The sequence below is a fragment of the Rhizobium sp. CF142 genome, from assembly GCF_000281145.1.
Lineage (GTDB): Bacteria > Pseudomonadota > Alphaproteobacteria > Rhizobiales > Rhizobiaceae > Rhizobium.
Genome location: NZ_AJWE01000101.1, coordinates 1 through 14705 on the forward strand (window position 1 = coordinate 1; position 14705 = coordinate 14705).

The 14705-nt window shown below is 59.9% G+C and carries 13 protein-coding genes; 4 read left to right on the forward strand and 9 right to left on the reverse strand.

Annotation, left to right across the window (positions count from 1 at the left end):
- The first annotated feature begins 334 nt into the window (after window positions 1–334).
- The 4 genes from paoC to PMI11_RS22770 all read left to right on the forward strand — a co-directional run bounded on the left by paoC (window position 335) and on the right by PMI11_RS22770 (window position 5238).
- A complete protein-coding gene (paoC, locus tag PMI11_RS22755) occupies window positions 335–2533 on the forward strand; it encodes an aldehyde oxidoreductase molybdenum-binding subunit PaoC (RefSeq protein ID WP_037071938.1) in 2199 nt (732 codons plus the stop codon).
- Between the two features lie 726 nt (window positions 2534–3259).
- Entirely contained in the window at window positions 3260–4045 is a 786-nt protein-coding gene (locus tag PMI11_RS22760; protein WP_007821754.1) for an SDR family NAD(P)-dependent oxidoreductase, read from the forward strand.
- 12 nt (window positions 4046–4057) lie between these two features.
- A complete protein-coding gene (locus PMI11_RS22765; protein ID WP_007821756.1) occupies window positions 4058–4837 on the forward strand; it encodes a MoaF C-terminal domain-containing protein in 780 nt (259 codons plus the stop codon).
- 11 nt (window positions 4838–4848) lie between these two features.
- Complete coding sequence (locus PMI11_RS22770) at window positions 4849–5238, forward strand: nuclear transport factor 2 family protein (RefSeq protein WP_007821759.1); 390 nt, start codon at window positions 4849–4851, stop codon at window positions 5236–5238.
- Window positions 5239–5263: 25 nt separating this feature from the next.
- Here PMI11_RS22770 and PMI11_RS22775 read toward each other — a convergent pair whose 3' ends face one another.
- From PMI11_RS22775 to PMI11_RS22815, 9 genes are all read right to left on the reverse strand, one after another.
- The gene (locus PMI11_RS22775; RefSeq protein ID WP_007821761.1) at window positions 5264–6205 is read right to left on the reverse strand and encodes an AraC-like ligand-binding domain-containing protein; all 942 of its coding nucleotides are present in this window, start codon (window positions 6203–6205) and stop codon (window positions 5264–5266) included.
- Between the two features lie 9 nt (window positions 6206–6214).
- Window positions 6215–6931 carry an SDR family NAD(P)-dependent oxidoreductase gene (locus PMI11_RS22780; protein ID WP_007821763.1) on the reverse strand — a complete coding sequence of 239 codons (717 nt, stop codon included), beginning with the start codon at window positions 6929–6931 and terminating at the stop codon, window positions 6215–6217.
- A 15-nt stretch (window positions 6932–6946) separates the two neighbouring features.
- The gene (locus PMI11_RS22785) at window positions 6947–7666 is read right to left on the reverse strand and encodes an ABC transporter ATP-binding protein (RefSeq protein ID WP_007821765.1); all 720 of its coding nucleotides are present in this window, start codon (window positions 7664–7666) and stop codon (window positions 6947–6949) included.
- Window position 7667: 1 nt separating this feature from the next.
- Window positions 7668–8372, reverse strand: coding sequence for an ABC transporter ATP-binding protein (locus PMI11_RS22790; RefSeq protein WP_007821767.1), 705 nt, complete (start codon window positions 8370–8372; stop codon window positions 7668–7670).
- Window positions 8369–9406, reverse strand: coding sequence for a branched-chain amino acid ABC transporter permease (locus tag PMI11_RS22795; RefSeq protein ID WP_193385625.1), 1038 nt, complete (start codon window positions 9404–9406; stop codon window positions 8369–8371). The genes PMI11_RS22790 and PMI11_RS22795 overlap by 4 nt, the downstream gene beginning before the upstream one ends.
- Window positions 9403–10269, reverse strand: coding sequence for a branched-chain amino acid ABC transporter permease (locus PMI11_RS22800; protein WP_007821771.1), 867 nt, complete (start codon window positions 10267–10269; stop codon window positions 9403–9405). The genes PMI11_RS22795 and PMI11_RS22800 overlap by 4 nt, the downstream gene beginning before the upstream one ends.
- An 86-nt stretch (window positions 10270–10355) precedes the next feature.
- Window positions 10356–11612 (reverse strand): ABC transporter substrate-binding protein, encoded by a 1257-nt coding sequence (locus tag PMI11_RS22805; RefSeq protein WP_007821773.1) that lies wholly within the window; start codon window positions 11610–11612, stop codon window positions 10356–10358.
- 69 nt (window positions 11613–11681) lie between these two features.
- The gene (locus tag PMI11_RS22810; protein ID WP_007821775.1) at window positions 11682–13277 is read right to left on the reverse strand and encodes a GMC family oxidoreductase; all 1596 of its coding nucleotides are present in this window, start codon (window positions 13275–13277) and stop codon (window positions 11682–11684) included.
- A gap of 3 nt (window positions 13278–13280) precedes the next feature.
- Complete coding sequence (locus tag PMI11_RS22815) at window positions 13281–14687, reverse strand: aldehyde dehydrogenase family protein (RefSeq protein WP_007821776.1); 1407 nt, start codon at window positions 14685–14687, stop codon at window positions 13281–13283.
- Between the last annotated feature and the right edge of the window lie 18 nt (window positions 14688–14705).

A 14705-nucleotide genomic window follows, 5' to 3' on the forward strand; every position in this document is an offset into this window, starting at 1 on the left:
GCCCCGCATGCCGTGCGATGGCTGGCTCGATCAATTCATGAAGGTCGCGGTTGAAACGCTCGCGCGTACCCTCCTCGTCGGTACGGCTGTGCTTGCCATAGCCAACAACATCTGCGATCAGGATTGCTGCCAGCCGACGTTCCACCGCGCGAGGCTCCGAAAATCGTGCCCAATCTAGCACAGACCGCGATGATGTCACCGCGCCCGCCAGATTGGGTTGCGGGACGGAAATTTATTAGCGGGGCTTATAACCACATGCGTCTATAACGCCTAGTTCAGCAATGTTATTGGCCTAAACTAGCAGGAATGTAGGTGCTTGCTAAAGGCCGGAACGATGCGATTTGACCAGCCTGCCTCTAACAATCCAATCGACCAACTCAAGGTGATTGGCCAGCCGATTGAACGCATTGATGGCCCCTTGAAGGCCACCGGAGCGGCCACTTATGCCTACGAATGGCATGATGCCACCACGAATGCCGCCTATGGCTATATCGTCGGTTCGGCCATCGCGAAGGGTCAAATTGCGTCGATTAACCTCGACGCGGCGTGCTCGTCGCCTGGCGTTATCTCGATCGTAACTGCCGAGACTGCAGGAGCACTCGGTCAAGGGGAGTTTTTGGTCGCCAAGCCTCTCGCGGGACCTGAAATCGAGCACTATCATCAAGCGGTTGCCTTGGTTGTGGCGGAAAGTTTCGAGCAGGCTCAAGCCGCGGCGTATCTGATCGGTATCGACTATATTGAAGAAGCTGGCGCCTTTGATCTCAGCGAAGCGATCGAGACAGCCTGCCCTTTGCAAGATGCGAACGCTGATACTGCGGTTGGCGATTTCGATCGAGCCTTTCAAGACGCCCCGTTCCGTCTGGAGGAAATCTACACAACCCCCGACCAATCGCATGCAATGATGGAGCCGCATGCCACTCTTGCGGTGTGGCAGAATGATCACCTGACCCTTTGGTCGTCCCAGCAGATGATCAATTGGGGGATGCGCGACCTGTCGAAGATATTCAATCTGCCAGAAGAAAATCTGCGTCTGATCTCTCCCTTCATCGGTGGCGGTTTTGGCGGCAAGGCAACCGTCGGTGCCGATGCGGTTCTTGCGGCGCTCGGTGCGCGCGCCTCGGGTCGGCCGGTGAAGGTTGCCCATACGCGACCAATGATGTTCAACAACACGACCCATCGCGCGGCAACCAGACAACGCATCCGGCTCGGCGCGGAACCGACGGGCAGAATTACCGCCATTTCGCACGAAAGCTGGTCAGGCAATCTATCAGGCGGCGTGCCAGAAACCGCTGTTATTGCCACTCGCCTCCTCTATGCTGGCGAAAATCGCTTCACCGCGATGCGACTTGCAACGCTTGATTTGCCTGAAGGCAGTGCCATGCGCGCACCTGGCGAGGCCTCTGGCCTGATGGCGCTCGAAATTGCCATGGATGAAATGGCGGAGAAGCTTGGGATCGATCCCGTTGCCTTTCGCATTGTGAACGATACCCAGGTCGATCCGGAGCATCCCGAGCGCCCGTTTTCCACGCGTCAGCTCGTGGAGTGTCTACGGACGGGTGCAGAGCGGTTTGGTTGGGCAAAACGCATTGCCACACCCGGTCTTGTTCGGGACGCAGGATTGCTGATCGGGATGGGCGTCGCTTCGGCTATCCGTGGAAATCGCGTCCGTGATTCTGGGGCGCGCGTGAGGCTCAACGCTGAGGGCCGCGTGACCGTTGAGACCGATATGACGGATATCGGCACCGGCACGTACACGATCATCGCCCAAACCGCAGCAGAGATGCTGGGACTGCCCATCAGCATGGTCACGGTCCGCCTTGGCGACTCTCGCTTCCCCAGGGCGTCGGGATCCGCAGGTCAACGCGGCGCAAATTCTTCGACCGCAGGCGTTTACGCAGCCTGCATCAAATTGAGGGAGGCGGTTCTCAGAGCACTCGGCTTTAACCTTGCGGCGGCTGAGTTTGCTGACGCCCATGTCCACTCCGTTGGACGACGCATCCCGCTGGCGGAGGCGGCCAAGGATGGCGACATAGTTGCAGAAGATAGGATCGAATTCGGCGATCTCGGCAAGACATATGAACAACAGACATTCGGGGCGCAATTTGCCGAGGTTTCTGTCGATCCCTATACTGCCGAGATCCGCGTCAGACGCATGCTTTCAGTGTGTGCCGCCGGCCGAATCCTCAATCCAACGACTGCGAGAAGTCAGATCCTGGGCGCGATGACCATGGGTATTGGCGCTGCCCTGACAGAGGAACTGGTCGTCGATAAACGCAGAGGGTTTTTCGTCAATCATGACCTTGCCAGCTACGAGGTCCCCGTGCATGCCGATATTGCACAACAGGACGTCATTTTCCTCGATGAACTGGATCCGCTATCCTCGCCTATGAAGGCGAAAGGCGTGAGCGAACTTGGGCACACCGGTGTCGCCGCGGCAATTGCCAATGCTGTCTACAATGCCACCGGCGTTCGCATTCGGGATTATCCGGTGACAATCGAAAAATTGCTTTCACATCTTCCGCAAGCACCGTGACGCATCAATATAGCAACTGGATCCGTTGGTTTGGCGCGAACGCCTACTTTGCCGCCGGACGCCTCATGGTCGATTCTTGGGTTCAAGATCTTGCCCAAGAGAGTAACGCGCCCGTGCCGCTCAGCTCGCCATCGCTTCTCCCGTCGCCAAGGACAATTGCTGCAAGGTCCTGTTAGCATCCCCGCACGCTGGCGCAATTCCGCGACGACCTCGGTGCCATCGATCTGTTCGAGAAAGTAGTCGCGCACGACCTGCGCGCTGCCTTCTCCGAATTCTGGGTGGATCGGCAGATCGATGCATTTGTCTCCTCATTGGATCACAGGCGGCGATAGCCCGCAAAACGACATCATCGTGCAAAGATAAGACCTTCTCATCGGGCGTAAACACATGATCCCGCGGTCGTCTTGTGGCGGTCGCAAGGCGGATCGGCCAGCCACATCGGACATGTGTTCGAGCCGTTCCGCGATCTGACTGGGAGGCCGATATCTCGTTGCAAGATAAACGCGCCAAATCGCGTTGATCCAGCCTGAACACCATTGGGTCGACAGCGTCGCCGTAGAGGTCGAATGCTTCGCGGTCCGGATCCAGGCGACCACCGCCGACCGACTAGCCGCGATCGCCACTTCAATCCAACCTGTGCACTTTCAGTCAAAACTAACTGCAGACCTGGACACGACGGCTCCACTGCTTGTGGCCATAATGGCTTCAAGGATGAGAGGAGATTTCATGCGTTTCGCGGATAAGACCGCCCTGATTACGGGTGGGGGAACAGGAATTGGGGCTGCAGTCGCGCGCCGCATTCGATTGGAGGGAGGAAATGTTGCGCTCGTTGGGCGCCGTCCTGACCCGCTTCACGCCGTCGCCGAAGAGATCGGAGCAACCGTCGTGGTTGCCGACGCTGCTGACGGCACCGACATGAAGGCAGCCGTCCTTGCCGTCGCCGAGAAGTATGGCGGCCTGGATATTCTCGTAGCCAATGCAGGCGGTCATGGTGTCGGTCCGACGGTCAGTATGTCAGACGAGACTTGGGACTTGGCGGCCCGGCTCAATCTTAACACCGCCTTTGTCAGTGCGCGCGAAGCGCTGCCACATCTGATCGAGTGCAAAGGCAACATCGTTATACTTGCCTCGATAGCCGGGCTTTTTGCGGGTCCCGATGCCGCAGGCTACGTTACCATGAAACACGCCTGTATCGGCCTGGCAAAGTCGCTTGCTCGAGATTACGGCCGCCTCGGCGTTAGGACCAACACTGTCTGCCCAGGTTGGGTGACGACAGCCATGGCCGACGAGCAGATGGAATTTATCGTGAAGAAATTCAAGTTGAAGAGCATTGAGGAAGCCTATGCGCTTGTGACGAAGGACGTGCCGCTTGGCTGCCCCGCAACGCCTGAAGATGTCGCAAATGCCGTTTGCTTCTTGGCCTCGGCGGATGCGGCGATGATCAACGGCGCTATCCTGACAGTCGACGGCGGAGCCGGAACCGTCGATCTACCCACGCTCGCATTCGCTTAAGGAGGAGACATTATGGGCCAGAATCCGAAAGACTGGAAAACCTACGATGAATTTGCATACGGCATCGATACGAACCGTTTGCCGCCGACGAATGCCTTTGCCGGCTCATCCCACCGGATTGCTTTTGACGATGGCCGCAAGCTCGAACTCGCCTTTCAAGAGGATAAGGTGCAGTGGTCGGACGGAAAAGACAGCGCAGCTGACAAGGTTGAGGTCATCGAGGTCGGGCCCGACACCTTCTTCATCGAGATTATCTTTTCGGGTCGACCCAAAGAAGCCGAGACGCTAATCCTCAATGTTTCCAGACGCCGCGCTCTGTCGATCTATTCGAAAGTGCGCGAAAGGGAAGACGCCGTCGGAGAGCCCCAGGTGGCGCAGATTTTTCGGCCCGGCATTGTCGAAGGCGGGGCGGTCAGCGGACCGGTGCCGGCCGAAAGCCGCGACCTGATCGGGCTGAGAGCGCATTTCACCTATAGCCCGAACCACGTCTACGAGCATACCTATCTCTCGTCGCAACGTTATGCTTGGCAATGCCTCGTCGGCGTGCAACGCGGGCACGGCGACGTCGACTTGACGACAACATATAAGTTCGATGAAGACCAGTACATTTTCACGTTTCGGGAATTCAAAATCGCAGTTGCCTCGACATTCTTCTACAATTTCAAAGATATGCGTTCGACCGGCAAGTTCCTCGGCATCACCGGTGATGGCCGGATCCAGAACAGCCCGGCCGGCGCCTTCATCCGCAAGGCGTCGATGACCTACTACCTTCCCGGACAGGAACCAGTTTGAAAGGCAGAATGATGCGCACAGCCTATGAGATCGTAAAGGCACACTACGACGCCAACGAGCGCCGTGACATGGACGGCATGCTAGCCGACATCGCTGCTGATTGCCGATGGACGGAAATGGATGGCTTTCCCTGTGCCGGCACTTATGTCGGTCCGCAAGAGGTTTTCAAAAATGTCTTCGTTACACTGGGAGAAGCTTTCGACGGATATACTTTCACCCTGGAACGCCTGCTGGATTCCGGCAGCGACGTCATTGGCATCGGTGATTATGCAGGGACTCACAAGCAGACCGGCAAGTCCTTCAAGGCACGTGTCGTCCACGTCTGGGGCGTCGCAGACGACAAGATTCGGCGTTTCGAACAATTTACCGACACGCTGCGTGTGGCGGATGCAATGCGGTAAATGCGGAAGCACCGCGTAACCGAATTCACGCGGCACCGATCTTTCGCCATTTGGAGGGCGAAAGCGCGTAACGGCCGCGAAACGCCCGGGAGAAATGCGCGCTCGAAGAGAACCCGAGCGCAAAGGCAATCTCGGATATTTCGCCCGGGCGGCATGTAGCGTCCCGTAACCGGGACGCGGCTTTTTCCAGCCGCAGGCTCCAGATATAGCCGGCCGGTGTCGTGCCCTCGACCTCGAAGGCGCGATAGACATAGCGTACGGAGCACCCCATACGGCGCGCGATCATGCCGACATCGAGATCGGGCCGTGAAATGTGGTCCGAGACGAAGTCCTTCACACGCCGTCGCAGCAGGTCGAGGGAATGGGCGATTGATCTTTCCCGCTGCGGATCGACGCCGATCATGGTGCGAACGAGTTCGATCATCGTCTGGCCGAGGCTGGCGCGCGCTGTGTCGTCCAACTCGCCGATCTCTCGGATTGTCGCATCCATCAGCGAAAGCAGGATCCGCTGCATCCCCGCGTGCTCGGGCATCGCGACAAACGGCTCCATCAACCGGGTGACCGCTGCAGCTGGTAGTGCGCGCCGGGGCAGTTGCAGAAGAAGCAGGCGGACAGCTGTTCTGTTGGTCAGCACGTAGGGACGGCTTGGATCATAGATGACGATCGCGTCGGCACCCACGGGGACGTGGCGGCCATTCTGGGTGAGGGAGGAACAACCGTGTGTCTGGACGACTAGTTTGATGGCATCGGGATTGTCCGAGCCGAGGGTCACACGCCCGCCAAAAACGGTATGCGTGTCCGCTTCCAGCCGCGTCAGGCGGCAGGTACCGAGCATTGCCGACACCAGCCGACTTTTGTCTTCGTCGCCACGTTGAAAATCGAGCCGCACATTGCCGAACAAACTGCGGGCAACACTTGGAAAGTCTTTCCCTTTTGCAACTTCAACGGATGAGAAAACCTGTTCCACGATCTCTCCTCATGAGGTCAGGTAGCCGCCGTCGACCGGCAGGCAGGCGCCGGTTATGTAGCGCGCCGCCTCGGACGACAGGAACACAATCGCGTCGGCGACTTCCGCCGCCTCGCCCCATCGTCCTGCCGGAATGCGATTTCTGATCGGTGTCGAGACGATCTCATCGGCAAACAATGCGCGGCTGAGTGGTGTTACGATCCAGCCCGGCGCGACAGCGTTGACGCGAATATTTTCCGCAGCAAATTCCTGCGCCAACGACTTGGTCAATTGGACGATCGCCCCTTTGCTCGCCGAATAACCTGGCCGGTCGGCCGCGCCAAACGTCGAATACATGGAGGCAATGTTGATGATGGACGATCCGGATTTCATCCGTCCACGACCCAGGCGACAACAATCCATGACCGACGTCAGGTTGATTGCGATGACCTCGTCGAATTTCTTCTTCTCCCATTCGTCACGATCACGGCTGACGCCGGTGCAGTTTACAAGGACGTCGATCTGATCGAGGGTCGCAAAGAAATCGTCGAGAGCGCCGGGCTGAAGGACATTGATTTCCCGGCTCTCGATGCGCTCGCTGCGCGGCCCGGTCATGGCGCCAAGGCCACAACAGACGACGTGGGCACCGAGCTCGGCAAAACGATCAGCCGTCGCAGCCCCGATGCCCGATGTTCCGCCGGGAATAACGACCGTGCGGCCGGCAAAAGGATCGTTGGCAAAGGTCATCATCTCTCCTTGAGATCAGCTGGCGAGATAGGCGCCATGCAGGATTTCGGGATTGGCCTTCAACGTCGCGGAGGCGCCGTCATAGACCAGCCGACCGCGCTCCATGACCATCGCGTGATCGGCAAGATCGAGAGCAAGATTGGCGAACTGTTCGATGAGAAGCACACCAATGCCGTTTTGGGCCGCCATCTTCAGCGCTTCCGCCAGCCGTTTGACGACAGTCGGCGCCAGCCCAAGCGAAAGCTCATCGACCACCATGAAGCCCGGCTTGGCGATGAATGCCTGTGCCATCGCAACCATCTGCTTCTGCCCCCCTGAGAGATCGGAAGCTAGCTGGCGTTTGCGCTGGGCAAGTTCCGGAAATATCTCATAGGCTCTTTCGAGCCCTTCGCGGCGGGCGGATGGCGAGCCGTCGAGCGCGGCAACGAGAATGTTGTCTTCCACCGAGAGCTGGCCGAGCACCCGATGCCCCTCCGGCACCAGCGCGAGACCGGCCCGGCGGATGCGATCAGGCGAAAGCCCGTTTAGTGACATCGCGTCGAGCCGCATCGCGCCGCGAGCAACAGGCAGGACGCCAGCCAGCGCCATGACTGTGCTGGACTTGCCTGCACCGTTAGCACCCAGTAACGCGGTGATTTCTCCGCTCCGTATCGCAAAGGAGAGATCGTGAATGACCCGCTTGCCACCGCGCTCGACGGCGAGGTTTTCGACGACCACGGATGAGATCGCTGCCATCTCAAAACTCCCCTAGATAGGCGCGGCGGACATTCGGGTCTGCAAGCACGATTTCCGTCGGCCCCAACGCCAGCAGTTTTCCATAGTCGAGCACCATCGTTTCGCTGCACATGGCGCGAATGAGCTCGACGTCATGATCGATCACCAGCACTTGCGCCCCGACTTCGGCGGGGATGCGCAATATGAGTTCGCGAAACATGCCGCCCTCCTCTTCGGTCAGGCCGGCTGCGGGCTCATCGAGCAGGATAAGCTTGGGATTGCCGATCACGCATTTGCCGAGCTCGACCAAACGGCGCTGGAAGAGATTGAGCGATTGGCCGAGCTTGTCGGCCACTGTTCGAAGACCAACAAAGGCAAGGGCGCCATCAATGGCCGCAGTGCGATGTAGCGGCGCGACCACGTGGTCTGCAATCGCGGCGAGATTGCCCGACACCGTAAGATCCTCGACGACCTGCTCTGTCTGGAAAGAGCGGCGCAGGCCCGCACGCACGCGCTGCAGAGGGGTAAGGTCCAGAAGTTGATCGCCATTCAGCGCAACGCTGCCTTCAGCCGGCCTGACGAAACCGGAGAGAACATTGAGGAGGGTCGTCTTCCCCGCGCCGTTCGGGCCAATCAGGCCGGCGATCGGCGCGGCGAGTGTTCCCGTCAGATCATTGATCGGCCTGACCCCACCGAACTGGACGACGAGATTGTCGATGGCGATCATCGTGCTCTCTCCTTTGCCGAACGGAATTGCAGCCGGGCAGCCAGCGATGCGATCTGCCCGGCAATGCCGGATGGTGCCGTGGCCAATGCCTGGAACAGCGCGACACCAAAAATGCCGATGGTCACATAGCCATCGACGCCGAGATCGGTCAGCAATGCCGGGACCGCTCGCAGCAGCAGCCCGGCAATCAGCGCCCCGTACCAGTTGTAGACACCGCCAACGATCGCCAGCGCGAAGAGATTCAAGCTCTCGAAAGCGCCAAAGGCACGACCATCGAGCTGACCGACGTTTCCGGCCAGAAGTGCACCGGCAACACCCGCGAGGAACCCGCTAAGCGCGAACGCCCACGCCTTGTAAGTCAGGACATCAACGCCGCTTGCAATGGCAACCGTCTCGCCCTTGCGGATCAGAGCCCAGGCGCGGCCGGGTCGTCCCAACTTGTGCCATTGGGCGATCAGCAGAGCGATCGTCGCGGCAAGACAAACATAGAGGAAATAGCCGACCGCTCCCTCGGCAATCTCGGGCCGAGGCAACATGGCGCGGCCGGAACCGTCGGCGCGGCCGAGAAAACCGTCGCCGCCGTCGGGAAAGCCCCAGGCGCTGATGATGATCTGGAATGCACCCGCCAGCATCAGAGTGACAAGGGCAAGATAAAGCCCCCTCAGGCGCAGAGCCGGCAAGCCGAAGGCGAGGCCGACCACGGAAGCGATGATCCCTCCGGCCAGAAGGCTGACTTCGAACGGCGGGTGAAAGGCGTGGCCGACGCGAAGCGTTACCCAGCCGCCAACCCCGACAAGCGCGAATTGGCAGAGTGAGACGAGGCCGAGCTGCCCATAGAGGATCGCCAGACCCGCCACCGAGAGCGACAGTGCCACCGCAGAGGTCGCCGCCGAGAGCCAATAGGAATTGGCAAAGCCCATGACCACGGCGGCAAACAGAGCCATCGTCGCGGGGACCTGGAGAAGCTGTTTGGGAAAGCGCGTCACCGGGACGCGTTCCGGTAATGCCTGTATGATCGGCTGCGAAGTCATCATCGGTCCTTCAACACGGCCTTGGCCGTACTCCCCAAAATCGTGACCGCGACGAGCGCGATAATGAAAGGCGCGGCCGCGCGATAGGGCGATATCCAGCCGAGCGGAGTAAGCGCAGCCTCGGCAATGCCGATCAGAAGCCCGGCGACAGCCGTTTGCCAAAGCGAGTGCAACTGACCGAGAATTGCGGCCGCGATCGCTGGGATCACCAGCAACGTCAGGAACGTGCCCTGCAGGCGGACGAGGTCGGCAAGTAGCAGGCCGGCGAAACCGGAGAAGACGCCAGTAATGACCCAGGCGGCCGTCTCGGTGTAGAGGATGCGAACACCGAGGATTGCGCTCAGGTCGCGGTCGTTCGCCAAGGCTCGCATGTCAAGGCCAAGGCGCGTTCGATTGAGCAGCAGCGTGATCGCGCCGACCATGACGACCGCAAGCAGGATGGCGATGATGCGCGTGTAGGTCAGGCGAACGCCGAAGAGGGAAACAAACATCTGATCGGTCGGAAACTGCAGGCGACGCGGCAGCTCACCCCAGATCACTCCCATCAAGGCGATCAGCACCAGAGCCGGCGCCAAGGTCCCGACGGCACGCACGACCGTGTCGCGATGCGACAGCATGGGTGCGAAGATGCGTCCGTAAAGGAAGCTTATTGCCGTGGACACGACGACGGCTGCCAGGATAGCAACGGCAAGCGGCATTTTCCATTCGAGAAGCTGCCAGGCGCAGTGCGCGCCGATAGCACCAAACGCACCAAAGGCGAAGTTGAGTACCCCGGTCGCGCGGAAAAGAACGACGAGGCCGACGCCTGAGAGGGCATAGACGGCCCCAATTCCGAGACCCGATATGAGAAATGGTAAGAAGGTCATGAGCGGATTCCGATGTGGCGGCCGAAGAGATAGCTGGCAAGCGTATCCCGTGGCTCAGGCCACGGGATGATGCGTGATGCCTCGATTTACGGCGCAAGTCCGGCGCTCTTTTCAAAGGCGCGGATATCGGCCAACTCCGGATCGGGTGATGGTGCGCAATCGGAAATCACCTTCCACTTGCCGCCTTCGCTGACCGCCATGCGCGTCGTTGAATTCGCATTGTGGCGCGGCTGACCATCGCCGAAATACCAGGGCGCGCAGAAAATGTCGCTGGCAAAACCCTTGACCTGCCGGACAGCGGCGCTGGTGCTTTCGCGCGTGATGTCCTTGGGATCGAGTGACATCAGTGCCTTTTCCGCAATGCGGGCGGCAAGATATCCGGCCTGGGCGAACGTGTCGCGCGGATCGGAAGGCTGGCCATATTGGTCCATGACGGCAAGCCAGTTCTGATTGTCGGGCGTCGCAGCCTCAAGATCGTTGAACTCCATATTGACATAGAAGTTTCCATCCCAGCCTGCGCCGATCGTGCCGGGCACCGAAAGATCGTAAGCCGACGCGGCACTCAGGAATTTGATGGTCTGGTTGAGCCCCTGTTCTTCGGCCGCGGTCAGAAGCGGGATTGTGACGCCCTTGGGAAGGCCGAGGATAATCACATCAGGCTTGGAAGCCGCGGCTTGCAGTATGGTCGAGGTCGAGTCGGCCGTACCGGGATCCATCAGGATCGTTTCGGCAGTAAAGCCTTTTTCCTTGGCCAGCGATGCAATACCGTCGCAGGACCAAGTACCGACGTTCGGGATGTTCGGACCGATGCAAACGACCGACTTTGCCTTGAGATGATCCAAGGCATAGCCCATGGCGCCCAGCGTGGAGACGCGCGGTCCGGCATTCGTGGCTGCGTAGTTCTCGGCAAAGAAGCATTCGCGAGGAACACCGACGCCAGCGACGACGACAATGCCGGATTTCTTGTAGAAATCGGCATTTGCGCCACATTCGACAAAGCTCGAATTGCCGACCATCAGCACCGCCTTCTCATCGTTGACGAGCTTGGCGGCCAGCTGAGCGGCCGTCTCGGGATTCCACTGATCGTCTTCCACCAGATATTTGACAGGTCGCCCCTTGATACCGCCATTGGCGTTCAAGCAGTCGAAATAAGCCTTGGCGGCCCTGGTCGAGTTCGAAAAATCATCCGGACCGGTTTTGCCGGTGATCGCACCGATGACGATCGGCTCGCCGGTCGCCGGTTTGCCGGTATTGTCGCCGCAGGACGCGGCCGAATGGGCACTGAACGCCGAAAGCAGCGTCAGGCCGAGACCGACGACCAGCCCCCTCATATCTATTCTCATCGTTTCCTCCTCCAGTTTTCGTTGCTGTCCGCACTCCCCGCGGACGTCTTCCATGGTGGAACCCCTGCCTCAGCCGGTAATCGCCTTGCCTGTCATGAAGGCGGCGGCGCGGGCTGCGATCATCATCACCGGCGCATTGGTGTTGCCCGATACCAGCGTCGGCATCACCGACGCGTCACATACCCTCAGCCCTTCGACGCCGCGCACCTTCAGATCGGCTCCGACGACCGCCATCGGATCGTCTGCGCGGCCCATACGCGCCGTGCCTGCCGGATGGAAAACGGTCTTGGCAGTCTGTCGGATATAGTCGCGCAATGCCGCAGGATCATTTTCGACCCCCGGCTTCGGCAGGATGCGTCGCTTGACCAGCTTCGCAAGTGCTGGCGCATCCAGAATGCGGATCGCTGTCTCGACGCCACGCACCAGCGTATCGAGGTCAGCCGGATCGGAGAGAAGATTGGCGTTGAAATCCGCCCTGTCGTTCGGATCAGCGCTTCTCAGGCGAATGGTGCCGCGCGAGCGCGGCCTGAGGTAGCAGGGGCCGAGACTGAGACCGTGACCGGGTTCGGGATCGCGATCGACGAAGCCCACAAGAACTGGCAGCACATGGAACTGGACATCCGGCTGGCCCGTGCCTGCAGTATCGACGAAACCACCGCATTCGACGACGTTCGACGCGAGCAGGCCGCGATGCGACAGCAGGTAGCGCGCCATATGTCCGACCGCGCGAATCCCGCTGTCATGTCCGAGAATGGAGATCGGCTCGTGCGTTTCGCCTTGAACCGGCACTTCGAGATGATCCTGATAGTTTGCGCCAACGCCTGGCAGGTCCGCCACCACATTGATGCCGTGAGAGCGGAGATGCTCGGCCTCGCCAATGCCGGAAAGCTGCAGGATCTTGGGTGTCGCGATCGCACCTGCCGTCAGGGCGATTTCCTTGGAAGCGGTGAAGACGGTCCCGTCCTGCAACGCCACACCCGTCGCCCGCCGGCCTTCGAACAGGATGCGGGCGACCTTTCGTTCGGTCAGGACCGTGACGTTCGGCCGTGTCTCCGCGTCGCGCAGAAACGCCTGCGCGGAACTCCAACGACGCCCCTTGTAAGTCGTGCTCTGGTAGAATCCGACGCCTTCCTGGTTGGCGCCGTTGAAGTCCGGATTGTATGGAATGCCGATTTCCGTTGCAGCCTGAACGAAGGCTTCGCTCAGCGGATGACGATGGCGGGGATTCGAGACGTGCAGGCCACCCTTCCGGCCATGGAACTCGCCATTGAGGCTCTCGTTGTTCTCAAGTGACCGGAAGGCAGGCAGCACATCGTCGTAGGACCAGCCGTGACACCCCATCTGCGACCAGGTATCGTAGTCATTCTTGTGGCCACGGATGTAGATCATCGCATTGACGGAACTGCCTCCGCCAAGCACATTTCCTTGCGGGGTAATGCAAGGGCGGCCGTTGAGGCCTTTCTCCGGTTCGGATGCATAGGGGTGAATGTCGACCCCCTTGCCAAGAACCTTGAAGAAGGTTGCCGGAATGTGGATCCAGGGGTCGGCGTCACGCCGGCCGGATTCGACCAGCAGTACCTTGTTGGCCGGGTTCTCGGAGAGCCGGTTTGCCAGCACGCAGCCGGACGATCCGCCACCGACGATGATATAGTCGAAGTTCGTCATGGTTCAGCTCAGCACCGTCTGGATCGTGGTAAATTCCTTCAGCCCTTCGGCGCCGAACTCGACACCGATGCCCGATTGCTTGACGCCGCCGAAGGGCGCGTTCGGCTGGATCGTGCCGTGCTTGTTGATCCATACCGAACCGCATTCGAGCTGCATTGCGTAGCGTTTGGCTTTTTCGGCGTCCGCCGACCAGACCGAACCGCCAAGCCCCGCCGGATTGGTGTTGGCGCGGGCGATGACCTCATCGATATCGGTATAGCGAATAATCGGCAGCGCCGGCCCGAACTGCTCCTCGTCGACGAGGCGTACCCCGTGGTCGACATCGGCAACAAGTGTGATCGGATAGAAATAGCCCGGCCGATCGATCGGCGTGCCGCCGACGAGAACGCGGCCGCCATTTGCGCGCGCGTCATCGACGAGTTCGCGAACTTTGTTGAACTGCATCTCGTTCTGGACCGGACCGAGAATGCTGGTTTCGTCAAGGCCGTCGCCGATGACGATCCTGCCGGCATAGTCGGCGAGCCTTGAACAAACGTCTTCGTAAATGCTGTCGTGCACATAGAGGCGCTTCAGCGCCGCACAGGTTTGGCCGTTGTTGATGAATGCGCCCCAGAACAAGCCTTCAGCGATCTGTGCGGGATCGGCATCGGGAAGCACGATACCGGCATCGTTGCCGCCAAGCTCGAGCGTCAGACGCTTCAAGGTCGCAACAGCCGAGGCCATGATCTTCTTGCCGGTCTCGGTTGAGCCCGTGAAGGTCATTTTGGCGACACCGTCATGAGACGACAGCGCCGCACCAATGCTGTTTTCGCCGGTGATGACATTGACGACGCCGGGCGGCAGCACTTCGTTCATGATCTCGACAAGGCGGATCGTCGAGAGGGGTGTCAGTGGAGAGGGTTTGATGATGACCGTATTGCCGGCACGCACCGCCGGCACGATGTGCCAGCAAGCGATCATCACCGGCCAATTCCAGGGCGTGATCGAACCGACGACGCCGATGGGTTTACGATGCAATTCGACACGGCCCTCATTGTCGTCCTGCAGGATTTCAACCGGCAGGTTCAGTTCGGCCGTGTGGCGCGTCCAGGCAAGCGCGCCGCCGATTTCGAACCGGGAACCGAGACCATTGAGAGGCTTGCCCTGCTCCAGCGTCAAAAGGCGAGCAAGCTCCTCGCCATTAGCTGCGATCTTTTCGGCAATAGCACGGCACGCTACCTGGCGCTCTTCTTCCGACACTTGACTCCAGGTCCGAAAGGCGGCCGAAGCTGTGGCGACGGCATGGTCGAGATCCGCCGGCGTCGCCAGCGGCATCTGACCGACGACTTGGCCAGTCGAAGGGTTGCGAACGTCGGCATATGTTGCGGTCTCGATACGTGTTCCGCCGATGAACAGACTGTACTGCTTCACGATTGGCACCTCCCTGAG

Excerpts from the sequence above, each read along its gene's own strand:
- paoC (WP_037071938.1), top strand. The coding sequence starts at position 335 with ATGCGATTTGACCAGCCTGCCTCTAACAATCCAATCGACCAACTCAAG.
- PMI11_RS22760 (WP_007821754.1), top strand. The coding sequence starts at position 3,260 with ATGCGTTTCGCGGATAAGACCGCCCTGATTACGGGTGGGGGAACAGGA.
- PMI11_RS22765 (WP_007821756.1), top strand. The coding sequence starts at position 4,058 with ATGGGCCAGAATCCGAAAGACTGGAAAACCTACGATGAATTTGCATAC.
- PMI11_RS22770 (WP_007821759.1), top strand. The coding sequence starts at position 4,849 with ATGCGCACAGCCTATGAGATCGTAAAGGCACACTACGACGCCAACGAG.
- PMI11_RS22780 (WP_007821763.1), bottom strand. The coding sequence starts at position 6,931 with ATGACCTTTGCCAACGATCCTTTTGCCGGCCGCACGGTCGTTATTCCC.
- PMI11_RS22785 (WP_007821765.1), bottom strand. The coding sequence starts at position 7,666 with ATGGCAGCGATCTCATCCGTGGTCGTCGAAAACCTCGCCGTCGAGCGC.
- PMI11_RS22790 (WP_007821767.1), bottom strand. The coding sequence starts at position 8,372 with ATGATCGCCATCGACAATCTCGTCGTCCAGTTCGGTGGGGTCAGGCCG.
- PMI11_RS22795 (WP_193385625.1), bottom strand. The coding sequence starts at position 9,406 with ATGATGACTTCGCAGCCGATCATACAGGCATTACCGGAACGCGTCCCG.
- PMI11_RS22800 (WP_007821771.1), bottom strand. The coding sequence starts at position 10,269 with ATGACCTTCTTACCATTTCTCATATCGGGTCTCGGAATTGGGGCCGTC.
- PMI11_RS22805 (WP_007821773.1), bottom strand. The coding sequence starts at position 11,612 with ATGAGAATAGATATGAGGGGGCTGGTCGTCGGTCTCGGCCTGACGCTG.
- PMI11_RS22810 (WP_007821775.1), bottom strand. The coding sequence starts at position 13,277 with ATGACGAACTTCGACTATATCATCGTCGGTGGCGGATCGTCCGGCTGC.